The following is a 20930-nucleotide window of genomic DNA, read 5'->3' on the forward strand; positions in this document are numbered from 1 at the left end:
TGATCACCGGAAAGGTGCTCCTGAACTCGCACGGACAAGGCCCTAGACAAGCCATATCCTTGCAGCTCAGAGCACCTTTCTCTATGAGCTGGCCACTCTCACGCCAATCCCCCGTGAAAGCAGCGGGCTAGCGGCGGGAGTGCCCCCGGTCGAGGTGGCGGAACGTGCGGGGCACTCGGTCGCCGTCCTGCTCAAGGTCTACGCGAAAGTGCTGGACGGTCAGCGGGAGAAGTCCAACCAGCGGATCAACGACCTGCTCGGGGACGACAGCTAGGCGTGTCTGCGCAGGTAGAGTCAACGATGAGGCTCCCGGCGGTGATCACTGCCGGGGGCCTTCGTTGTTCCGTGCATGTTCCGTGACCGGCGGCAGAGGGCCACAGCGGGTGGCAGTACGTGACCAGCGCTCGGGTTTGCGAGGCGGAGTATTACCGCTGGTCAACCCCTGTTCAGGCGCACTGACTGCCCAACCGGTCACACCACTGAACTGGCCTCGCGGGCACGGAGGTCCTTGCGGAGGATTTTGCCCGACGCCGACTTCGGGATGGCTTCGATGAACTCCACGACCCGCACCTTTTTGTGCGGTGCGACTTGGGAGGCCACGAATTCCATCACGCCGGCCGCGTCCAAGGACACGCCCGGCTGGAGGACGACGAAAGCCTTCGGGACCTCCTCGCCCTCCTCGTCGCGCACGCCGACTACCGCTGCGTCGGCGATTTCCGGGTGCGTCAGCAGCACCGCTTCCAATTCGGCCGGTGGGACCTGGTAGCCCTTGTACTTGATCAGTTCCTTCACCCGGTCCACGATGCTGACCAGGCCGTTCTCATCGATGACGGCAACGTCGCCGGTGTGCAGCCAGCCGTCGTCGTCCAGCGTGGCGGCAGTGGCCTCCGGGTTGTTCAGGTAGCCCTTCATGATGTTCGGGCCGCGGCACCACAGTTCCCCGCGTTCGCCTACCCCTACGTCCTCGCCGGTGGCCGGGTCGATGAAACGGCACTCCATGTTCGGGGCGATCACGCCGACCGTTCCCACGGAGATGTCGTCGCGGCCGTCGGGAATGGCGTGGCTGACCGGGCTCATCTCGGTCATCCCGTAACCCTGCGACACGCGGCAGCCGAGGCGCTTGGCGACGGACGCCGCCAGGTCCACGTCGAGTGGCGCGGCGCCGGAGAAGATGGTGTCGATGCCGGACAGGTCGTATTGGTCGACCAGCGGGTGCTTGGCCAACGCCACCGCCACCGGCGGGGCGATGTAGACGCGGTCGGTGCGGTGGTCCTGGATCACGCGCAGGAACTCGGGCAGGTCGAACTTCGGCAGCGTCACCACCGTCGCGCCGACGTGCAGGCCGTTGTTCATCAGCACCTGCATGCCGTAGATGTGGAAGAACGGCAGCACGGCGAGGATCTTCGTGGTCCCGTCGACCTTCAGCAGCGGCTGGCACTGGACGATGTTCGCGACCAGGTTCCGGTGCGTCAGCATCACGCCCTTGGCCCGGCCGGTCGTCCCGGACGAGTACGGCAGCACGGCCACGTCCTCGGCCGGGTCGATGGACACCACCGGCACCGGCTCGGAGTTGGCCAGCAACGACGACAGGCTGGGGTAGCCCTCGGCCTGGTCCAGCACCACCACGTCGGAGATGCCCGCCTTCTCGGCGCCGGGCGCGGCGTTGGGCAGCAGCACGGACACCGTGAACAGCATCTTCGCGCCCGCGTCGGCCAGCTGGTGCGCGACCTCGTCCGCCGTGTAGAGGGCGTTGACGGTGGTCGCGGTGGCGCCCGCCCGCAGGATGCCGTGGAACACGACGGCGTAGTACGGGGTGTTCGGGCTCAGGATGCCGACGACGTCACCCTTGCCGATCCCCCTCGCGGCCAACGCGGCGGCCAGGCGGTCGATCGCGCCGGCGAGCTGGGCGTAGGTCAGCGACGCTCCCGACGTGCCGTCGACCAGGGCTACCCGGTCGGCGCGGTCGCCGAAGTCTGCGAACAACAGCTCGTGCAGCGAGACGTCCGGGACCGCGACATCGGGGAACGGACTGCGGAAGACCATGCGGCTGCCTCATTCATCCAGGGGGCCGTGATCCCGTCATCGTGAGTCAACCCACATCGCCGGTCAAGGCAGTCGTCTCTACCGCTCCAGCGTTACTTAACTCAGCTAATAACACACGAATGGACTAGCGCCAGCCCTTGTGGTGATCACCGGCGATCTGCCAAGTTGGCAGGGCCTCGCGGGTCGGCTCCCACGCACTCCGACGACCTGCGCGGCACAACCGCGGTTTGCAATCCCCCCGTCGAACCGCGGCCCGCTTGGAATCCCGGGCTCCCCCCGCCCGGATCCACTGCAGCGGGGACTGACGCGGGGCGGCTTGAGCTCGCGACTCCCCCTCTCTCCCAAGCCGCCCCGCGCTCCCGCGCGACGTTGCTCTCAGTAGAGACCGTTGCTCCGATGAACCCCTAAGGCGTGCCCGACGGGGTGACGGCGGGTGCAACCGCCGGGGCGGCCTCGCTCCGGCGCCGACGACGCCACCACAGGTAGCCGAACGCGGGCAGGCCGAGCACCACCGCGAACGGCAGCACGGCGCCCAGCACCACCATCAACCAGCTGAACGCCTCCAGCAGCGCCTTCCACCCACCGGCGAACGCGTCCAGGAAGTCGTTCTCCTCCTCCACGACCGGCGGCGTGCCCTGCCGCGAGATCGTCACGGTCAACGTCGACATCGCGACCTGGCCCTTGAGCGTCTCGTACCGCCGCTGCAACGACTCGAGCTCCGACTGCCGCTTGGTCAGCTCGGCCTCGATGTCGGTGATCTCCGACGTGGTGGCCGCCCGCTCCAGCAGCCCGCGCACCCGTTCCACGCTGGCCCGCTGGTTGGCGATCCGGACCTCGATGTCCACGACCTGCTCGGTCACGTCCTCGGTGCGCAGCTCGCGCCGGTTGACCTCGACGCCTTCCAGCCCGCCGATCGACTCCAGCACGGCGTCCAGCCGGTCGCCGGGCACGAGGAGCGTCACGGTCGCGTTCCTGAGCTGCGAGTTCTCCTGCGCCGAGTACCCGCCCTGCTCGATGACCAGGCCCTTCACCTTGCTCAGCACGTCCGTGACGTCCACCGCGCGCAGTTCAACCGTCGCGGTGCGGACGAGCTGCCGGTTCTGCTGGGCCGACGTGCCGGCCTGCTGCGCCTCCCCCGCGGCCTCCTGCTTCTCCTTGGCGACACCCGGCTTCTCCGCCGGCGCGGGCGCCGCCATGTCGGCCGCCCCGGACGACGTCCCGCTGTTCGCACCGCACCCGGCCAGCGCCAACACCGCGAACACGGCCGCCAGACCCGCCAAACCCACCCGTCTGCCCATCTGCCCCTCCCTGGTCATGGTCACCAAGTGGACGGGGAACGGGCTCAGTCCAGTTGCGCGGGCGCGATCACGATTCGGACACCAGGTGCCGGAACGCCTGGAGGTTGGCCAACGACTCGCCGCGCGAGACCCGCCAGTCCCACTCGCGCTGGATGGCTCCGGCGAACCCGATCTCCAGCAGCGTGTTGAAATCGCCGTCGGCGGCCTCCACCACCTGCCCGAGCACGCGGTCCAGCTCGTCGGGCGTCACGGCGTGCAGCGCGATCCGGCCGACCAGGTAGATGTCGCCGGTCGTGTCGATCGTGTAGTGCACGCCGTACAGCTTTGCGTTGCGCCGCAACAGGAATCGGTAGACGTCCTCGTGCGCCTCGTCCGGCTTGCGGCACACGAACGCCTCGACCACCAGCGCGTGCCTGCCGACGACGAGCCAGCAGTTCGTCTGGAGCTTCTTCGTACCGGGCAGGGTGACGAAGAACCGGCCCGACGCCTTGTTGTCGTAACGCAGCTCGCGGTCGTCCAAAGTGGACCGGATCACGTCGTCCAGTCCCGGTTCCGGTTCGCGGCTCAAGCGAAAACCTCCTCGCGGAACACATCTCGTGCCTCGGCGTACCCGGCGAGGAGTGAATCAGTCGTCCGGTCCCAGGAGAACCGGCGGGCGTGCCCGACCGCGTTGCTGGCCAGCTCCTCGCGGTACGCGGGGTGCAGCGCGATGTCCGACAGCACCCGCGCCCACGGTTCCGCGTCGTGGCCGTCCACCAGCGCGCCGGACACACCGTCCCGCACCGCCACCGGCAGCCCGCCGACGGCCGCCGCGACGACCGGTGTGCCGCACGCCTGCGCCTCCAGCGCGACCAGGCCGAACGACTCGTTGTAGCTCGGCACGGCGACCACGTCGGCGGCCCGGTAGACCTGCGCCAACGCCGCACCGCCCTGCGGCGGCAGGAACCGCACCACGTCCGAGATCTGCAGTTCGGCCGCCAGCCGCACCAGGTCCGCGGGCGTCTTCATGCCCGAACCGGACGGCCCGCCGACGACCAGCACCACCAGCCGCGACCGCAGCCCCGGATCGCGCACCACCATCTCGGCCGCGGCGCGCAGCAGCACGTCCGGCGCCTTCAACGGCTGGATGCGCCCCACGAACGCCAGCACGACCGACTCCGGCCGCAACCCCAACGCGGCCCGCGCCGCCGCCCGGTCGCCCGGCGTGAACCGCTCCAGGTCCACGCCCGGCGGCACGACCATCACCTTGCCCGGGTCGGCGTCGTACAGCTTGATCAGCTCGGCGGCCTCGACGTCGGTGTTGGCCACCAGCCGGTCGGCCTCGGCGACCACCTGTTCCTCGCCGATCACCCGCATCCGCGGCTCCGGCGCGTCGCACGCGGCCAACGCCAGGTTCTTCACCTTGGCCAGCGTGTGCGCGGTGTGCACCAGCGGCGTCGCCCACCGTTCCCGGGCCAGCCAGCCGACCTGCCCGGACAACCAGTAGTGCGAGTGCACGACGTCGTAGTGGCCGGGCTCGTGCCGCGCCTCGGCCCGCAGCACGCCCGCGGTGAACGCGCAGAGCTGGCCGGGCAACTCCTCCTTGCCGAGGCCCTCGAACGGGCCGGCCACCACGTGCCGCACCTTCACGCCCGGCGCGAGTTCGGCGACCGGCGGCAGCTCGGACGACGTCGCGCGGGTGAAGATCTCCACCTCGATGCCCCGCTGCGCCATCCGCGTCGCGGTCTGCACGATGTAGACGTTCATGCCGCCCGCGTCGCCCGTGCCGGGCTGCTCCAGCGGCGAGGTGTGCACCGAGAGCACGGCTACCCGCTTCACCGTGAGACCTCCGCGACGAAACCGGCCAGGTCAGCGGCGAAACGCTCGGGTTGTTCGAGGAACGGCGCGTGTCCGGTGCGTTCGTAGCGGCGCAAGTCGGCTCCGGGGATCATGGCCGCCGCGTACTCCCCGGCGGCCGGGTCGACCACCTCGTCGGCGGTGCCGTGCACCACCAGTGTCGGCTTGTCGACCGCCTTCAGCACGGCGGCGCTGTCCACGTCACGCCGGAACACCTCGCCGCGCACCCGCGGCGGGACGCGCAACGCCGTGCCGATCAGGCGTTGCACCAGCTCACCGGGTAGCGCGGGGGCCTGGTCGCGCCAGAACTCGGCCAACGCCGGCACGGCCACCACCGGGTCGTCCGACAACGCGGCGGGCAGCGCGGCGCGCATCACCTTCCCGGTGACGCCGCCCGGCCGGTCGCGGCCGATCTCGGTGATCGCGTCGACCAGCACCAACCCGTTCACGCGAGAGGTGCCGTGCGCGCGCAGGTAGTCGGCGATCACCAGACCGCCGTAGGACCAGCCGACGAGCACCGCGGGCCTGCCGACGTGGTCGAGCACCGCCTCCAGGTCGGCCGCCCAGCACGCCGAGTCGCGGTAACCGCCCTCGGTGACCTCCGAGTCGCCGTGACCGCGCAGGTCCGGGGCGTAGGAGCGGAACGGCGGATCGGGCGACCACACCTCCCCGGACGAGGCCCAGCCGTGCACCAACACGACCGCCGGGGCGTCAACGGGGCCCGATTCGCGGACCGAGAGCCGGACGCCCTCAGCGTCGAGGCGAGAGATCTGCACGACTTACGACAACGCCGTGGACATCCCATCGCTTCCCGATGCAAACGAATTTCCGCCATCAAGCCGCACCACAACGGACCCAAGCCCCACCACAACGGACCCGCCGGCGGCCGACGAGGCGGTCAATCCCACAGGACCACGACGGCCCCGGCGGTGGCCGACGAGGCTCGATTTGACATGGGTTCGGGTGCCATAGGCTGGTCGGAGCCGGCAGGCGTGGCGGGACGCTCTTCCCCGCCACGCCTGCCGGCTCCGACCAGCCTCCGGTGCCCGTAAGGGCCCCATGTCAAATCGAGCCGGACCCAACCACAGACTTCACGAAGCCCAAATCTAGAGCGCAGACATCGTCTGCCACTGCGCCCACGGGATCTGCCAGTCGTACCAGTCGAACTGCGGGGGCAGCGTGGTGATCGAGCCGGTCACCTCGACCGGGTCACCCACGAGCGCGCTGTCGTAGTACGCCTTGGCGTCGGCCTCCAGCAGGTTCGCGCAACCGTGGGAGGTGTTGTTCTTGCCGATGTTGCCCGCGTTGTCGTTGTTCTCGTGGATGAACTCGCCGTGGTTGGAGAACCGCACAGCCCACTTCTTCAGCACGTTGGTGTAGCCGTAGCGCGGGTTGTCGAAGCTCCACTGCTCGTCCTTCTGCATCACCACGAACGTGCCGTTGGGCGTGGTGAGCTCGGGGTCGGCGTCCTTGCCGAACGACGCCGGGTAGGTCGCCACGGTCTGCCCGTCGCGCTGCACCACGAGCTGGTGCGACGGCGTGTCGATCTTCACGACCTGGTTGCGGCCGATGGTGAAGTCGCTGGTCACGTCCGCGCGGCCGTACGCGCCGCCGCCGTAGGGGACGCCGTACAGCTTGGCCTCGACGTGGACCTGGGTGTTCGCGGGCCAGTACGTCTCCGGCCGGTAGTGCACCTCGCGGGCGCTCAGCCACGCCCAACTGCCCTTCACGCCCGCCGAGTTGGTGACGGTCAGCGCCTTCTCCACGGCGGCCTTGTCGGTCACGTCCGCGTCGAAGTCGACCTTGATCGGGACCGCGACACCCACCGTCTGGTTGTCGCCGGGGAACAGCGTGGCGCGCACCTGGGCCGCCGGCGTGAGGGTGGTGAACGCGCCCTTCAGCTCGACCGGCCTGCCGTCGGTGCCGGTGGCCTTGCCCGCGTAGGTGTAGCTCTTGCCGAAGCCGAGCGGCTCGGTGGTCGACCACGACTTCTTGTCGTCGGCGAGCTTGCCCGCGACGGCCTGCCCCTCCGGGTTGGTGACCGCGACCTGCTCGATGGTGCCCTCGGCCACGGTGACCTGCACCGGCACGTTCACCGGCACGTCGGTCGCCCCGTCGGCGGGCGCGGTGGTGAACTTGGCCACCGGCGGGTTGTCGCCGCCCACCGGCTTGGCCGTGCCCTGTTCCACTTTCGCCGAGCAGCCGGCCAGCAGAGCCAGGCCGAGCAGCAAAGCCGCCAATCTCTTGTGCACGTTACGACCTCCCGATCGAAGGACGTTCCACGAGGCTTTCGGTGCAAGTGACCTACGTCACACACATAGGATGCCCATGTGAACCGACCTGTCGCAGTCGTGACCGGAGCCAGCGCGGGTATCGGTGAGGCCACCGCCCGCCGGCTCGCCGCCGAGGGTTTTCACGTGGTGCTCGGTGCCCGGCGGGTCGACCGACTCAAGGTTATCGCGGATGAGATCGGGGGCACGGCGGTCGAGTTGGACGTCACCTCCGCCCCGTCGGTCGAGGCGTTCCTGGAGGCCGTGCCCGCCGCCCGGGTGCTGATCAACAACGCCGGTGGCGCACGTGGTCTGAGCACCGTGGCCGAGGCCGACGAGGAGCACTGGCGGTGGATGTGGGAGACGAACGTGCTGGGCACGTTGCGGATCACCAAGGGCCTGTTGCCGAAGCTCATCGCCTCCGGTGACGGGCACGTGGTGACCGTGACGTCGGTCGCCGCCTACGAGGCCTACGACAACGGCTCCGGGTACACGTCGGCCAAGCACGCGCAGTCGGCGCTGCACCGGACGTTGCGCGGCGAGCTGCTCGGCCAGCCCGTTCGGGTGACCGAGATCCTGCCGGGCATGGTGGAGACGGACTTCTCGGTGAACCGGTTCGACGGCGACGCCGAGCGGGCCGCCGCCGTCTACCAGGGCGTGACGCCGTTGACGGCGGACGACGTGGCGGACGTGATCGCGTTCGCGGTGACCAGGCCGTCGCACGTGAACCTGGACCAGATCGTGCTCAAGCCCCGTGCGCAGGCGTCCGCGTCCCGCGTGCACCGGGGGTGAGCAGGTCCACGTCGAGCTGGTCGAGCACCGGACCGATGGGGTTGGCGAACCCCCGGTCCGGGCTCCCGCCGCAGTAGAGGCCGACCACGTGGTTGGTGTCGTCCAGCAGGACGGCGCCGGAATCGCCGTGGTCGGCGAACCGTGACGTCTCGATGCGGATCTGGTCGTGCAGGGTGCGCACGCCGATTCCGACGCCGAAGTCCAACGTGATCGCGGCGTCCGTGGACGCCACCACGCCCTCGGTGACGGCGGTCGTCCGGCCGCGCTTGCGCACCCGTTGGCCGATCCGCGCGTCGGCCCGACCGGCTATCGCGCCCAACTCGACCACTTCCGGCCGCACGTGCGGCGTGGTGAGCATGATCGCGGCGGCGTCCACCCGACTCGACAGCGCGGCCCGCGCCAACGCGCCGATGCGGTCGTGCACCGGGTGCCCGCCGTCGATCCGGGACGGGTGCACCATCGGATCCCCGACCGCCCAGGCGTCGTCCACGCAGGCGACGTGGAAGGAGGTCAACGCCATGGTGAGCTGCCGGCGGCGCGGCGTGACCAGCGCGCCCAACGTCCCGGCCACCACGTAGTCGTCCACTTCGGGGACGTCCGGCGGCACGAACCGGATCGCCCGAGCGGGCCCGATCCCGATACCGCCCAACAGCAACTCGTGCCGTTCCGCCCCGCTCACGCCCTCCGACGAGGTGATGGTGTGGTGCGGCGAGAACGAGTCCTGGACCACGTCGGTCGGCACACCCAGCACGTCCGGCGGGATGGCGAACTGCGCGGAAGGCCCTTTGCGGCGGACGTACACGACGATCGCCAACTCACCGGTCACCCGGCCGCCGACGGTCTTCTCGCCGAGATCGACACCCACCACGCCGGGCCGGCTCAGGAAATCGTCCTCAACCAGCTTCTTGATCGGCCTGGCGGCCGTGCGCTCATCGTCCGGGTAGGCCATGACGACCTCCAACGGGTGCCTCTACCTCCATGAAACGCGCGGAGTGAGGATTCGTCACACACCGTCACCCGTTCGGCCGTTCGACCTCGGGAGTTTCGTCAGGGGTTCCATCACCCCAGTTCGCAGCCCACCAACACCGGTTCCGGGTGGAGTTCCACGCCGAACGCGGTCCGCACCCCGTCGCGCACCTCGCGCGCCAGGTCCAACAAGTCCTCGGTCGAAGCCCCGCCGCGGTTCGTCAACGCCAGCGTGTGCTTGCCCGACAACGCCACCCGGCCACCGGTCCCCTGGTAGCCGCGGGTGAAGCCGGCCCGCTCGATCAGCCACGCCGCCGACAGCTTCGAGAACCCGGCCCCCGCCGGGTAGGTCGGCACGTCCACGTGCGGACCCAAGCGCTCGGCGATGCGGATCAGCACCCCGGCCAACGTGGAGTCGTCCAGCAGCGGGTTGGTGAAGAACGAGCCCGCGCTCCACGTGTCGTGGTCGGTCGGGTCCAGCACCATGCCCTTGCCGCGCCGCAGTTCCAGCACCGCCTTGCGGGCCGCGTCGGCGGGCACCCGGTCGCCCGGCCCGACACCGAGCACCTTGGCCAGTTCGCCGTACCGGATCGGCGCGGACTGGCCGCCTGCGGTCAACGCGAACCGCGCCCGCAGCACCACCGCGTGGTCCGTGCCCTTGAGCACGCTCGTGCGGTACGCCAGCCCCAGACCGTCGGCGGGCACCTGGTGCACCCGGCCGGTGCGGCGGTCCAGCAGGTCGACCGACGTCAGGACCTGCGCGATCTCGACGCCGTACGCGCCGACGTTCTGCACCGGCGTCGCCCCGACCAGGCCGGGGATGCCGGACAGGCACTCCAGCCCGCCCAATCCCTGCGCCACGGCCTCCGCGACGACCGAATCCCAGTCCTCGCCCGCCTCGACGGTGAGCTGCACGAGACCGTCGCCCAACGGGTCGAGCCGGCGGCCGGACGTGCCGACCTGCACCACGGTGCCGGTGAAACCGGTGTCCGCGACCACGAGGTTCGAACCTCCGCCGAGCAGCAACAACGGCTCACCGGCCGCGTCCAACTCGCGCACGGCCTCGACCAACTCGGCGGCTGTGGTGGCGCGTGTGAACCTCGTCGCAGGGCCACCGAGCCGCAGCGTGGTGCACTCGGCCAGCGGCACACGGGCACTGGAGGGCGGGGTGGTCACGACCGAGAACGGTAGCCTCCGCGACATGGCACGCCGCATCGAGCACCGAACCACGTCCCGCTGGCCCGCGCGCGACGTGTACGCAGCGCTGGTGAACGAGACGTACCTGCGCGACCGCCTGGCCGAGCTGGGCGGCACGGACCCGAAGCTGGTCGCCTTCACCACCACAGACGCCAGCACGTCGTACCAGCTCAGGCAGGGTGTGCCCGCCGACAAGCTGCCGTCGGTGGCACGTGGTCTGCTCGGCGGCGACCTCGTCATCGACCGCGCCGAGTCGTGGACCGAGGCGGGTTACGCGGGCACGGTCGAGGTGACGTTGACCGGTGTTCCGGGCCGCCTGGACGGCACGATCACGCTCGCCGACACCGCGAATGGGAGCGAACTCACCCTCACGGGTCAGGTCAAGGTGGGCATCCCGCTCATGGGCGGCAAGCTGGAGGCGATGATCGCCGAGCAGGTGGCCCTGCTGCTGGACAAGGAAACCGAGTTCACCGCCGAATGGCTCGCACGCCGCGCCTAGCCGCGGGCCGGGCACGTGCGCTCGGCCTGCCCACGAGAGGCACCACCAACCCGAACCGGTTGCGCCGGGTCGACCGGTGGGTGGCGCACACCTACCGCGACCTGTTGTCGCGGCCGGAACCGCTGGTGGTCGACCTCGGTTACGGGTCGTCCCCGGTCACGACGGTCGAGTTGGCGTCGAGGCTGCGCGCGGTCAACCCGGACGTCCGCGTGCTCGGTCTGGAGCTGGACGCGGAACGGGTCGCCGCGGGCAAGGAGGTCGCCGACCCGCCGTGGCTGGACTTCCGGCGGGGCGGGTTCGAGCTGGCCGGCGCCCGCCCGGTGCTGCTGCGCGCGTTCAACGTGCTGCGGCAGTACACCGAGGAGCAGGCGGCGGAGGCGTGGGACACCATGGTCGGCCGGCTCGCGCCGGGCGGGGTGCTGGTGGAGGGCACGTGCGACGAGATCGGCCGCCGCTGCAGCTGGGTCGCGTTGACCGCCGAAGGGGCGCGGACGTTCACCTTGTCGTGCCTGCCGGCCGATCTGGAAACCCCGGGCGACCTCGCCGAACGGCTGCCGAAGGCGTTGATCCACCACAACGTGCCGGGTGAGAAGGTGCACGCCCTGCTGAGCGAACTGGACGCGTGCTGGGCGACGTCCGCGCCTTACGCCCCGTACGGGCCGCGCGCCCGGTGGGTGGAATCGGTGCGGCTGCTGGCCGAGCGCGGTTGGCCGGTGCTGGACGACCGGCGGCGCTGGCGGCTCGGTGAGTTCACCGTGCCGTGGGACGTCGTCGCTCCGTGATCCCGAGCTGTGCGGGGTGGACCAGACCCGGTGCCGGCGGACGTGGCGAGGCCTAGGCTGTGCGGTGTGGATCACGCGGACTTCGTGAAGCACCTGAGGAACGAGTACGCCGCTCTGCGCGCCGCCGCGGTGGCCGCCGGGCCGGACGCGGAGGTGCCGACCTGTCCCGGGTGGTCGGTGAAGGACCTGGTGGACCACCTCGGGCGCACGCACTCCTGGGCGTTGCGGGCCCTGCACACGGCGGCGGACGCCGACCGACCGCGCCCCGACGAGCGTCCTTCCGACTGGGACGAACTGCTCGGCTGGTGGGACGCCAAGTTCACCGAGCTGGCGGACACGCTGGCCGGCAGCACGTCGAACACGCCCGCGTGGTCGTTCATCGGCCCCAAGACCTTCGGCTTCTGGTCCCGCCGGCAGGCGCACGAGACGGCGATCCACCGGCTGGACGCCGAGCACGCGCTGCACGGCGCCGGGGTGCCGTCGCTGCTGTTCGACGTGGAGTTCGCGGCCGACGGCATCGACGAGTACCTGACCCGGATGCTGGTGCGCGCGGCCCAGCGCAAGCCGATCGAGCGGGCGGGCCGCGTGCTGTTCCACGCCGCCGACGCCGGTCGGGCCTGGGAGGTCCGGCTCACGCCCGGTGAGCCGCCGCAGGTCGGCCCGATCACCGATTCGGCCACCGACGAGGACGCGACCGTCGCGGGCACCGCCGACGCGGTGTACCGGGCGGTGTGGGGACGACCCAGCGGAGCCATCACATCGGGTGACAGGTCACTGCTGGACGGGCTCCCACGACCGTAGATACTTCCGTCGTGCCTCTGCCTGAACGACGCTACGTGATCACCTTCGGCTGCCCGGACCGCACCGGCATCGTGGCCAGGATCTCCACGTTCCTGGCCGATCACGGAGGGTGGATCGTCGAGGCGGCCTACCACACGGACCCGACCACCAACTGGTTCTTCACCCGCCAGGAGGTGCGGGCGGACTCGCTGCCGTTCGACGTGGACGAGCTGCGGACCCTGTTCGCCGAGGTGGCCCGCGACCTGGGCGCGCACCCCGGTTCGTGGCGGGTCACCGACACCGGCGAGCGCAGGCGGGTGGTGATCCTGGTGTCCAAGGAAGGGCACTGCCTGTACGACCTGCTGGGCCGGGTGGCGTCGCACGAGCTGGACGTCGACGTGTCGGCGGTGATCGGCAACCACGCCGACCTGGCCGGGATCACCCGGGCGCACGGCATCCCGTTCCACCACGTGCCGTTCCCGCCGAACGACCCGGAGGGCAAGGCGGCGGCGTTCGCGCAGCTGCGGCAGCTGGTCGACGCGCACGAGCCGCACGCGGTGGTGCTGGCGCGGTTCATGCAGATCCTGCCCGCGGAGCTGTGCGCGGACTGGGCCGGGCGGGCGCTGAACATCCACCACAGCTTCCTGCCGTCGTTCGTCGGGGCGCGGCCGTACCACCAGGCGCACAGCCGCGGCGTGAAGCTGGTCGGCGCGACCTGCCACTACGTGACCGCGGACCTGGACCAGGGCCCGATCGTGGAGCAGGACGTGATCCGGGTGGACCACACCGACTCCATCAACGACATGGTGCGCAAGGGCCGTGACATCGAGAAGGTCGTGCTGGCCCGCGGCCTGCGCTGGCACCTGGAGGACCGGGTGCTGGTGCACGGGAACCAGACCGTCATCTTCTAGGCTTTTCGCCTGCGTTTGCCTGCGTTCCGGCCGTCCGAAAAATTCTCCGAACTCGGTTGAACCGCTCCGGCGGTCTGTACGTGTCATGGGTGTCAGCCACTCGGCAAACACCCGGACAAAACGGAGAATTCCCATGCTGCGCAAGCATGTCGCGTCCCTTGCCGCCCTCATCGCCTTCGGCGCCCTGGCCCTGTCGGCCTGCGGCACGAGCGGTGCGGCCCAACCGACGCCCCGGCCGCAGCCCCAGAACCAGCAGGAACAGCAGGAACAGCAGGAGAGCGGCAGCTCGGAGGTGTCGTTCCTGTCCGGGACGGCGCGTTCCAACAAGGCCGACCAGACGACCGGCGACCTCGCGCCGAAATCCGCGCCGCAGGACGTGAAGAACAAATGGGTGCAGTTGCGCGCCACTTCCGCCGGCGCGTTGAACCCGGTCGTGGTGAACGGCGCGGGAATGACGCTCTACCGCTTCGACAACGACGACGCGAACCCGTCGAAGGCCACCTGCAACGGTGACTGCGCGAAGACGTGGCCGCCGGTCACCATCGCCAAGGGCGGCAAGGTGTTCATCGCCGGCATCGCCAAGGAGGACGTCGGTTTCGTCAAGCGGGACGACGGCCAGACCCAGCTCACCATCGGCGGGTGGCCAGTCTACCTGTTCAGCAAGGACACCAAGCCCGGTGACACGCTCGGCCAGGGCGTCGGCGGCACGTGGTTCGGCGTCACGCCGGACGGTCGGAAGGCGGGCGGCACGCCCGTCACCACCAACCCGTCCGCGCCGTCCACACCTGCGGTCAAGCCCGCCACGTCGGCGACCCTGCTCTCCTGAGCGTTGAACTCAGACCCCCTGAGTGTTCGACTCTCGGCTCCTGAATGTAGGACTCTCGCGAGAGTCCTACATTCAGGAGCCGAGAGTCCTACATTCGCGTTGCGTGTGTCCTACGTTCAGGACCCCCGAGTTGAACGCTCGGCACGGTTCAGCACGGTTCAGCACGGCGGGTTCCGGGCCGCGCCAGGCCGTAGGCTGCGCCGGTGCGCACCGAGTTCACCGATCTCGACCAGGTCCGCGCGGCGGATGATCTGAAGCACGCCGTGCTCGTTGGGCTCGACCTGAGTGAAGAGGACCTGCGCGTGCCGATGGACGGCGCGCTGTTCCTCGGCTGCACGCTCTCGCCGGTCGGCCAGCGGCGTGCGGCGGCGGCCGGTGCGCTGGTGTTCCCGGCGATCCCGGACCTGCCGTACGACGTGTACCGGTCGCGGCTCTACACGCCGGCCGAGCTGTTCGCCGGCTTCGACCCGGCCGACCCGGTCTCGTACGCCGACACCCCCGACGCCCTGATCTACCAGCACAGCCGCACGCAGGGGCACAACCCGGACCCGTTGCACGCGCTGGCCGAACGCCTGCACGACCACGCGATCACCGAGGCGTTGGCGGACGCGCTGTCCGAACGGCCGGTCGCCGTGATGGGCGGGCACGCGCTGGGACGTGACACGGACGGCTACCGCCGGGCCGTGGGGCTGGGCGCGGCGCTCGGCGCGGCCGGGTTCACCGTGCTGACCGGCGGCGGGCCCGGCGTGATGGAGGCCGTACCGCTGGGCGTGCGGGCGGGTGTGGCCGACTCGATCCTGAAAGACCTGGCCAGAGCCCCGAAGTTCGGTGCCGACGCCGAGTCCGTCGGCCGCTGGATCGCCGCGTGCCCCACCGACCTGCCGACGTTCGACCGGCCGCGCACCATCGGCATCCCGACCTGGTTCTACGGCCACGAGCCGCCGAACCCCGCGTGCGAGCTGCACGCCAAGTACTTCGCCAACTCGGTCCGCGAAGACGGCCTGCTCACCATCGCCACCGGCGGAATCATCTACACGCCGGGCAGCGCGGGCACCGTGCAGGAGGTCTTCCAGGACTACTGCCAGAACCACTACGGCTCGGTCGGCCCGGCCGCGCCGATGGTGTTCCTGGGCAAGGACTTCTGGGTCGACGAGGTACCGGCCGCGCCGCTGGTCCAGCAGCTGGCCCGGGGACGGGACGCCGAACGCTGGATCCTGGTCACCGACGACACCGACGAGGCCGTCAGCTTCCTCCGGGGCTACTCGAACCCGCCCTGAGCCGCGGGCGTCAGCGGAAACCGAGCTGCCTGAGCACCACGGCCGCACGCCGCTCCACGTACGCCCGCCCGTACTTCCGGATCAGCGCCAGGTAGAACAGCGGGGGTCCCACCGACGACCAGTTGTCCCGCCGCTCCTCCGACAGCAGCATGCGCACGACCGGGGCGACCTCGAACTTCTCGAACTCCATCCGGTCGTGCTCCCACTTGTCCGGCACGCCCCTCGACCGGCGCTCCAGCAGATCCGCACCGGTCAGGTCGTGCATGAACGCGACGAACAGCGCACCCCACTGCTGCCGCTGGGTGTCGATGGTGAACGCGATCAGCTCCAGGTGGTACTCCGACTCGTCGACCGCCAGTTCCTCGACGATGCCGCGCCGCATCACGTCGTAGAGGTTGGGCGCGGATCGGCCACGCGAATCCAGCTGCCGCGACAGCGCCTCGTTCGCCGACGAGCTCCAAGTGCCGGGCTGCGACCCGACACGGGCACTCCGCTGCTGCACCACGAGCAGGTTGTCCGCCGTGACGACGGCGACGTTCGTGCCGAAGCTGCAGTTGAGGAAGTCGGGCACGTCCAGCGGCGACGTCGATGCCAGGTAGCGGCTGCGCGGTGTGGTGCCATCGGCGAACTCCCGGTCGAGCTGTTGCGCGGCCAGGAAGGTGTAGTAGTCGGCGGGCCGCAGTCGCAGCGCCACCTCCGGCGACTCGTCGAGGGCGGTGCGGCTCGCGGTGAACGAGGTGACGGCGTAGTTCGGGCCGTTCCAGAACGAGTGCTCGCCCGCGTCACGCCTGCGTTCCTGCTCGGCTGCCACTTCGTCACGCCAGGCGGCCATCTCATCGGGCAGCACGACCGGAGCGGGGTCGACCACCACCCGCACCGACTGCTCGTTGATGACCTGCTCACCGTCACCTTCGACAACCACCATCGGGCATTTCAGCGGCCCGATCCGGAACTCCTCCTGCTGTTCGGGCAGCCCGCCCCGGGCCACCATGCGCCGCACCCTCCGTCCGACCCGCGAACGGCGGTCCTTGAGGTAGTCCTCGAAGAACACGGTCAGCACGAGCCCCATCACGGCTCCGAGGACCAAACCGGCTACTCCCGATCCCAGGTCCACCCACATCCCCCGTTCAGCGGGCCAGGCCCTCCACGACTTCGGCGCCCGGCAGCTTCGCCAGCACCTCGCCGGACACCAACAGTTTGCTGCCCCGGATGCCGCTGCCGATCACCAGTTCCGGCGCGGACGCCACCTCGGGCGACAGCAGCACGGGCCAGTCCTCGGGCAGGCCGACGGGCGTGATGCCGCCGTACTCCATACCGCTGAGCGACACAGCGTCGTCCATCGGCGCGAACGACGCCTTACGCGCGTCCAGCCGACGCCGGACGACACCGTTCACGTCGGCCCGTGTCGTCGCCAGCACCACGCACGCCGCGTACCGGATGGTGTCGCCGCGCTTGCCCGCGACGACGACGCAGTTCGCCGACGCCTCCAACGGCGAGCCGTAGTGCGCGCAGAACTCGGCCGTGTCCGCCAACGTGGGGTCGATCTCCGCGACCGCGAACCGCGCGCCGTCAACCATCGACCGGAGTGCGGCGGCGACCGGTTCCGCGACCAGGTCCAGCCGGTCCAGCGCGGGCACGGGGGTCAGGGTTCCAGCGATGGTCCACACACCGACCATCCTGCCGGCTCGCTTGACGTTGACGTTACGTCAACCTCTACCGTGGTCGGCGCAGGGAGGGAGCACGGTCATGGCCTGGTCGATCGCGCAGGTCGCGCGGATGTCGAAGGTGACTTCGCGGACGCTGCGGCACTACGACGCGATCGGCCTGCTCGAACCGGCGTGGATCGGCGGCAACGGCTACCGGTACTACGAGCGCGAGCAGTTGCTCAAGCTCCAGCAGATCCTGCTGCTGCGCGACCTGGGACTCGGCCTCGACACCGTCGCCGAAGTCCTGGACGGGCGGCACCGGACGGTCGACGTGCTGCGCAACCACGCGCGGTGGCTGGCCGCCGAGCAGGAACGGTTGGCGAGCCTGGCCCGGACCGTCTCCCGGACGATCGAGGAACTGGAAGGGGGTGACCGCATGAAGATGGAAGAGCTGTTCGACGGCTTCGACGCCGACCGCCAGGCCCGCTACGAGGCGGAACTGGTGGAGCGCTACGGCGACCAGGCGCAGGAGCACATCGACCAGAGCAAGAGCCGGATGCAGGGCTGGAACAAGGCCGACGCCGACGGGTTCATGGCGGAGTGGTAGGCGATCTACCAGGCCTACGCCGAACTGTTCGACGCCGGTGTCGCGGTGGACGCGCCGCAAGCTCTGGACGTGACCGACCGGCACCACCGGTGGGTGTGCCGGAGTTGGACGCCGAACCGGGACTCGTACACGGGTCTTGGTCAGCTCTACGTCGACTCGCCGGAGTTCAAGGCGCAGTTCGACGCGCACGCCGAGGGTTTCGGCGAGTACGTCCGCGACGCGATCGCGGCGTACGCCCAGGTCCGGCTCTGAGGAAGTCCACGGGGAGGTGCACATCCCCGTGGACTGGGGTCTCAGAGGTCGTGCAATCCGAAGGCCTTGAGCGCCTCGCGGTTGAACGCCGGCAGGTCGTCGGGCTTCCGGCTGGTCACGAGGGTCCACCCGTGGGTCCGGTCGACCCGCACCTCGACGTCCTCCCACCGGCCGCCCGCGTTGGAGATGTCGGTCGCCAGGCTCGGGAACGAGGTCAGCGTCTTGTCGCGCACCACGTCCGCCTCGACCAGCAGCCACGGCCCGTGGCAGATCGCCGCTATCGGTTTGCCCGCGGCCACGTGCTGCTTGACGAACCGCACCGCGTCGCCGTCCATCCGCAGGAAGTCGGCGTTGGCCACCCCGCCGGGGATCACCACGCCGTCGTAGTCCATGGGGTCGGCGTGCGCGAACGGCACGTCGACGTCGAACGTGTCGGCGGGCGTCAGGTGGTCGAACGCCTGCACCTGCCCCAACTTGGGCGCGAGCAGCCTCGGCAGCGCTCCGGCCTTCTCCACGTGCTGCCAGGGCTCGGTCAGCTCGACCTGCTCGATGCCCTCCGTGTCGACCAGGAATGCGATCTTCTTCTGTTCGGCCATGTTTTTCGGCTACCCGCGCAGGAAGTCGACCAACCACCCGCGGACGTCACCGCGATGCGTCGACCAGGACGGCACCAGCTCCAGCCGACCGCGCGGGAACGCGGCCGCCACCTGCTTGGCCACGTCCTCCGGGTGCAGCGGGTCGCGGGTCGTGCCGATCACCAGCACCGGGGCCGTGACCTGCGCCAACGCCGCGCGATCGGCGACCGCCACCTGACCAGGAAACGCGGCCAGGGCGCCGTCCAGCCGGGCGAACGCCCGACGCCGCTCCGCCTGGTAGTCCGGCGGCCCGCCCACGGCGGTGATGGCGTCCTCGCGGTCGAGCACCGGCCGCGGCTCGTCCAGCACGGCGGGCAGCAGCAACGCCACCCGTTCGAATGAATCCGGTTCCTCGGCCAGCAGGGCGAGCAGTGCGCCGGCCGTCAGGGACACGCCGATGGCTTGCGTCGCGCCGGTTTCCCGTGCCACTTCACGCAGGTCGGCGGCGATCCGCCGGTAGTTCCAGTACCCCTCGGGCGCGTCCGGGGCGTCGCCGTGCGACGGGAGGGTGACCACGACTTTCGTGCCCGGCAGACCGGACGTGGGCAGGCGTGCTTCGCCTGGTGTCGCGCCCAGGCCGTGGCCGACGAGTGTGACGGGCGCTCCAGAGCCGAAGCTCCGGTGCGTCACCACCGCGGGCCGCGCTGGACCTCGATCAGCCGGGGCCGGACGTCGACCACGTACACCGTGACCGCGACCAGCCCGGCGAGCCAGAACATGGCGCCGGGGGAGAACGGGTGGAACAGCAGCAGCGCGAACGCGCCGCCACCGGTGATGCCGAGCCACGCGGGCTTGGTCATGCGCTCGGCCGCCGTGTAGGCGTCCGCCCGCTGCGAGAGGGCGTGCGCGAACGCGAACACGCCCATGACCAGCGCGGCGTAGTACGCCGCGAACATGACCCAGGCGTCCAGGTAGAGCGGGCTGAAGTCTGGGAACGTTGGCAACACACCCCCAGCCTACGTGCGCGGCGCGCTCCCGGTACAGCCGAAACGGGGCGCCCCTGGTGGGACGCCCCGTGTCGATCGGGTCACTTCGTGGTGTCGGTGGGCTTCTTCGCCGCGGTGGAACGGGTCGTCGTGCCCGTGGTCTTGGCGGTCGTGCCCGTGGTCTTCGTGCCGGTGGTCTTCGCGGGTGCGACGGGCTTCGCCGTCGTGGCCGGCTTGCGCGGCGCGGCCTTGCTGGTGGTCTCGCGCACCTCCGCGGCGACGTCACCGCCGACCTCGACCACGGTCTCGGCCAGCTTCTCGCTCGCGTCGTCCACGTCGTCGGCGACCTTCGCGCCGACCGCGCGGGTCCGGCGGGACACCTTGCCGAGCACGTCGTCGGCCAGCACGCGGGCGTCCGCGGCGGCGGCCTCGGTGCGCTTCTGCGCGGTCTCGACGGCTTCCTCGACCTGGTGCAGCGCCTTCTGCAGCTGCGGCTGGGTCTTCAGCTTCTCCAGCGCCTCCTCGCCGTGCTGGGCGAGGAACTGGTAGAGGTTCAGCGCGGACTGCGTGTAGGCGTCGACGACCTTGCGCAGCTCGGCCGGGTCCAGCTTGTCGCGCAGGTCCTTCTTCAGGTCGCCCTGCTCGGCGGCGGTCTTCGCCGACTCGGCGCGCTCGCGGGCCTTGGTCAGCGCCTCGATGACGGCCTTGGCGGCCAGGTCACCGGCGCCCAGGGCGGCGAGCAGCGGGGTGCGAGCGGCGGCGACGGCCTGTTCGCCCGCCTTGCGCAGTTCTTCGGTGGTGGGCATGTTCGGCATGGAGATCACTCCTCCGGCTTGGTCTGGTTGGCGGCTGTCTCGTCGGCTCGGCCGGCGGCTGTCGGACGGCCCGTCGGATCGGGGACCCCACCGACAGCCGGCGCGGTACCGGTGTTCTCCCGCCGGAACGACTCGTACACGTCGAGCAGCACTTGCTTCTGCCGCTCGGTCAGATCAGGGGCGGTGACGATGGCGTCCGTGAGAGCGCCGCCCTCGCGCTGCTCCAGGATCCCGGCCTCGACGTACAGCGCCTCGGCCGAGATCCGCAGCCCTTTGGCGATCTGCTGCAAGATCTCCGCGCTCGGCTTGCGCAAACCGCGTTCGATCTGGCTCAAGTACGGGTTGGAGACCCCGGCGAGCTTGGCCAGCTGCCGCAACGAGATCTTCGCCGTGTTGCGCTGCTGGCGGATGTACTCGCCGATGTCGCGGCCGAGTTCGGCCACCGCCTTGTCGATGGATTTGTCCAACTTTGCGGCACCTCCTCGATCCGTATTCGACGGTACGCGGAGGTGCTAGCAGTTGCAAGCGCTCTGCTAGCGATCCGGACGTGTGCTCGCCCACAGGGCTACGGT

General features: G+C 70.3%; 24 protein-coding genes. 9 read left to right on the forward strand and 15 right to left on the reverse strand.

Annotated features, from left to right (window positions below):
- Positions 1 to 471: 471 nt before the first annotated feature.
- The 6 genes from FM051_RS23585 to FM051_RS23610 all read right to left on the reverse strand — a co-directional run bounded on the left by FM051_RS23585 (position 472) and on the right by FM051_RS23610 (position 7429).
- Complete coding sequence (locus FM051_RS23585) at positions 472 to 2043, reverse strand: AMP-binding protein (protein WP_158846912.1); 1572 nt, start codon at positions 2041 to 2043, stop codon at positions 472 to 474.
- 404 nt (positions 2044 to 2447) lie between these two features.
- Positions 2448 to 3341 carry a DUF4349 domain-containing protein gene (locus tag FM051_RS23590; RefSeq protein WP_158846913.1) on the reverse strand — a complete coding sequence of 298 codons (894 nt, stop codon included), beginning with the start codon at positions 3339 to 3341 and terminating at the stop codon, positions 2448 to 2450.
- Between the two features lie 67 nt (positions 3342 to 3408).
- Positions 3409 to 3909, reverse strand: a complete 501-nt coding sequence (locus FM051_RS23595) for a type III secretion system chaperone family protein (protein ID WP_158846914.1) — start codon at positions 3907 to 3909, stop codon at positions 3409 to 3411.
- Positions 3906 to 5159 (reverse strand): D-inositol-3-phosphate glycosyltransferase, encoded by a 1254-nt coding sequence (gene mshA / locus FM051_RS23600; RefSeq protein ID WP_158846915.1) that lies wholly within the window; start codon positions 5157 to 5159, stop codon positions 3906 to 3908. The genes FM051_RS23595 and mshA overlap by 4 nt, the downstream gene beginning before the upstream one ends.
- Positions 5156 to 5953: an alpha/beta fold hydrolase gene (locus FM051_RS23605; RefSeq protein ID WP_158846917.1), complete on the reverse strand. Its 798-nt coding sequence runs from the start codon at positions 5951 to 5953 to the stop codon at positions 5156 to 5158. The genes mshA and FM051_RS23605 overlap by 4 nt, the downstream gene beginning before the upstream one ends.
- A 330-nt stretch (positions 5954 to 6283) precedes the next feature.
- Positions 6284 to 7429: a L,D-transpeptidase gene (locus FM051_RS23610; protein WP_158846919.1), complete on the reverse strand. Its 1146-nt coding sequence runs from the start codon at positions 7427 to 7429 to the stop codon at positions 6284 to 6286.
- Positions 7430 to 7507: 78 nt separating this feature from the next.
- On the opposite strand from FM051_RS23610, the gene FM051_RS23615 reads away from it, so the two are divergent.
- Positions 7508 to 8239: an SDR family NAD(P)-dependent oxidoreductase gene (locus tag FM051_RS23615; protein ID WP_158846921.1), complete on the forward strand. Its 732-nt coding sequence runs from the start codon at positions 7508 to 7510 to the stop codon at positions 8237 to 8239.
- On the opposite strand, the gene FM051_RS23620 is transcribed toward FM051_RS23615, so the two are convergent.
- Together FM051_RS23620 and FM051_RS23625 are read right to left on the reverse strand one after the other, a co-directional pair.
- Positions 8193 to 9188: a chymotrypsin family serine protease gene (locus FM051_RS23620; protein WP_158846923.1), complete on the reverse strand. Its 996-nt coding sequence runs from the start codon at positions 9186 to 9188 to the stop codon at positions 8193 to 8195. The two genes, FM051_RS23615 and FM051_RS23620, sit on opposite strands and share 47 nt — an antisense overlap.
- A gap of 110 nt (positions 9189 to 9298) precedes the next feature.
- Positions 9299 to 10408, reverse strand: a complete 1110-nt coding sequence (locus FM051_RS23625) for a UDP-N-acetylmuramate dehydrogenase (RefSeq protein WP_238412603.1) — start codon at positions 10406 to 10408, stop codon at positions 9299 to 9301.
- Between FM051_RS23625 and FM051_RS23630 the strand changes: the two genes are divergently transcribed.
- From FM051_RS23630 to FM051_RS23655, 6 genes are all read left to right on the forward strand, one after another.
- A complete protein-coding gene (locus tag FM051_RS23630) occupies positions 10407 to 10901 on the forward strand; it encodes a DUF2505 domain-containing protein (protein ID WP_202918990.1) in 495 nt (164 codons plus the stop codon). The genes FM051_RS23625 and FM051_RS23630 overlap by 2 nt on opposite strands.
- On the forward strand, positions 10880 to 11683 hold the full coding sequence (locus tag FM051_RS23635; protein WP_158846929.1) for a class I SAM-dependent methyltransferase: 804 nt from the start codon (positions 10880 to 10882) through the stop codon (positions 11681 to 11683). Before FM051_RS23630 ends, FM051_RS23635 begins: the two co-directional genes overlap by 22 nt.
- Before the next feature lie 66 nt (positions 11684 to 11749).
- Positions 11750 to 12484 carry a maleylpyruvate isomerase family mycothiol-dependent enzyme gene (locus tag FM051_RS23640; RefSeq protein ID WP_158846931.1) on the forward strand — a complete coding sequence of 245 codons (735 nt, stop codon included), beginning with the start codon at positions 11750 to 11752 and terminating at the stop codon, positions 12482 to 12484.
- An 11-nt stretch (positions 12485 to 12495) separates the two neighbouring features.
- Positions 12496 to 13374, forward strand: a complete 879-nt coding sequence (purU, locus tag FM051_RS23645) for a formyltetrahydrofolate deformylase (RefSeq protein WP_158846933.1) — start codon at positions 12496 to 12498, stop codon at positions 13372 to 13374.
- Between the two features lie 133 nt (positions 13375 to 13507).
- Positions 13508 to 14200 (forward strand): hypothetical protein, encoded by a 693-nt coding sequence (locus tag FM051_RS23650; protein ID WP_158846935.1) that lies wholly within the window; start codon positions 13508 to 13510, stop codon positions 14198 to 14200.
- 203 nt (positions 14201 to 14403) lie between these two features.
- Positions 14404 to 15477 (forward strand): LOG family protein, encoded by a 1074-nt coding sequence (locus tag FM051_RS23655; RefSeq protein WP_158846937.1) that lies wholly within the window; start codon positions 14404 to 14406, stop codon positions 15475 to 15477.
- A 10-nt stretch (positions 15478 to 15487) separates the two neighbouring features.
- On the opposite strand, the gene FM051_RS23660 is transcribed toward FM051_RS23655, so the two are convergent.
- Positions 15488 to 16546 carry a hypothetical protein gene (locus FM051_RS23660; protein ID WP_202918991.1) on the reverse strand — a complete coding sequence of 353 codons (1059 nt, stop codon included), beginning with the start codon at positions 16544 to 16546 and terminating at the stop codon, positions 15488 to 15490.
- Between the two features lie 58 nt (positions 16547 to 16604).
- A complete protein-coding gene (locus tag FM051_RS23665; protein WP_158846939.1) occupies positions 16605 to 17153 on the reverse strand; it encodes a YbaK/EbsC family protein in 549 nt (182 codons plus the stop codon).
- A 70-nt stretch (positions 17154 to 17223) separates the two neighbouring features.
- On the opposite strand from FM051_RS23665, the gene FM051_RS23670 reads away from it, so the two are divergent.
- Both FM051_RS23670 and FM051_RS52005 read left to right on the forward strand, forming a co-directional pair.
- Positions 17224 to 17730, forward strand: a complete 507-nt coding sequence (locus FM051_RS23670; RefSeq protein ID WP_238412604.1) for a MerR family transcriptional regulator — start codon at positions 17224 to 17226, stop codon at positions 17728 to 17730.
- Positions 17731 to 17733: 3 nt separating this feature from the next.
- A complete protein-coding gene (locus FM051_RS52005) occupies positions 17734 to 17982 on the forward strand; it encodes a TipAS antibiotic-recognition domain-containing protein (protein WP_274383705.1) in 249 nt (82 codons plus the stop codon).
- Positions 17983 to 18023: 41 nt separating this feature from the next.
- Here FM051_RS52005 and FM051_RS23675 read toward each other — a convergent pair whose 3' ends face one another.
- From FM051_RS23675 to FM051_RS23695, 5 genes are all read right to left on the reverse strand, one after another.
- Positions 18024 to 18578 (reverse strand): type 1 glutamine amidotransferase domain-containing protein, encoded by a 555-nt coding sequence (locus FM051_RS23675; protein ID WP_158846941.1) that lies wholly within the window; start codon positions 18576 to 18578, stop codon positions 18024 to 18026.
- 9 nt (positions 18579 to 18587) lie between these two features.
- Positions 18588 to 19247 (reverse strand): alpha/beta fold hydrolase, encoded by a 660-nt coding sequence (locus FM051_RS23680; protein ID WP_158846943.1) that lies wholly within the window; start codon positions 19245 to 19247, stop codon positions 18588 to 18590.
- Positions 19244 to 19528, reverse strand: a complete 285-nt coding sequence (locus FM051_RS23685; RefSeq protein ID WP_274383706.1) for a DUF2516 family protein — start codon at positions 19526 to 19528, stop codon at positions 19244 to 19246. Before FM051_RS23685 ends, FM051_RS23680 begins: the two co-directional genes overlap by 4 nt.
- Before the next feature lie 116 nt (positions 19529 to 19644).
- Positions 19645 to 20358: a hypothetical protein gene (locus FM051_RS23690; RefSeq protein ID WP_238412606.1), complete on the reverse strand. Its 714-nt coding sequence runs from the start codon at positions 20356 to 20358 to the stop codon at positions 19645 to 19647.
- Positions 20359 to 20363: 5 nt separating this feature from the next.
- Positions 20364 to 20825: a helix-turn-helix domain-containing protein gene (locus FM051_RS23695; RefSeq protein ID WP_238412607.1), complete on the reverse strand. Its 462-nt coding sequence runs from the start codon at positions 20823 to 20825 to the stop codon at positions 20364 to 20366.
- Between the last annotated feature and the right edge of the window lie 105 nt (positions 20826 to 20930).

The sequence above is a fragment of the Saccharothrix deserti genome, assembly GCF_009769385.1.
Lineage (GTDB): Bacteria > Actinomycetota > Actinomycetes > Mycobacteriales > Pseudonocardiaceae > Actinosynnema > Actinosynnema deserti.

What these genes read in the sequence shown, in the direction of transcription:
- FM051_RS23585 (WP_158846912.1), bottom strand. Translation starts at nt 2,043, where the DNA reads ATGGTCTTCCGCAGTCCGTTCCCCGATGTCGCGGTCCCGGACGTCTCG.
- FM051_RS23590 (WP_158846913.1), bottom strand. Translation starts at nt 3,341, where the DNA reads ATGGGCAGACGGGTGGGTTTGGCGGGTCTGGCGGCCGTGTTCGCGGTG.
- FM051_RS23620 (WP_158846923.1), bottom strand. Translation starts at nt 9,188, where the DNA reads ATGGCCTACCCGGACGATGAGCGCACGGCCGCCAGGCCGATCAAGAAG.
- FM051_RS23630 (WP_202918990.1), top strand. Translation starts at nt 10,407, where the DNA reads ATGGCACGCCGCATCGAGCACCGAACCACGTCCCGCTGGCCCGCGCGC.
- FM051_RS23625 (WP_238412603.1), bottom strand. Translation starts at nt 10,408, where the DNA reads ATGTCGCGGAGGCTACCGTTCTCGGTCGTGACCACCCCGCCCTCCAGT.
- FM051_RS23635 (WP_158846929.1), top strand. Translation starts at nt 10,880, where the DNA reads ATGGCTCGCACGCCGCGCCTAGCCGCGGGCCGGGCACGTGCGCTCGGC.
- FM051_RS23650 (WP_158846935.1), top strand. Translation starts at nt 13,508, where the DNA reads ATGCTGCGCAAGCATGTCGCGTCCCTTGCCGCCCTCATCGCCTTCGGC.
- FM051_RS23660 (WP_202918991.1), bottom strand. Translation starts at nt 16,546, where the DNA reads ATGGGGCTCGTGCTGACCGTGTTCTTCGAGGACTACCTCAAGGACCGC.
- FM051_RS23665 (WP_158846939.1), bottom strand. Translation starts at nt 17,153, where the DNA reads ATGGTCGGTGTGTGGACCATCGCTGGAACCCTGACCCCCGTGCCCGCG.
- FM051_RS23670 (WP_238412604.1), top strand. Translation starts at nt 17,224, where the DNA reads ATGGCCTGGTCGATCGCGCAGGTCGCGCGGATGTCGAAGGTGACTTCG.
- FM051_RS23675 (WP_158846941.1), bottom strand. Translation starts at nt 18,578, where the DNA reads ATGGCCGAACAGAAGAAGATCGCATTCCTGGTCGACACGGAGGGCATC.
- FM051_RS23690 (WP_238412606.1), bottom strand. Translation starts at nt 20,358, where the DNA reads ATGCCGAACATGCCCACCACCGAAGAACTGCGCAAGGCGGGCGAACAG.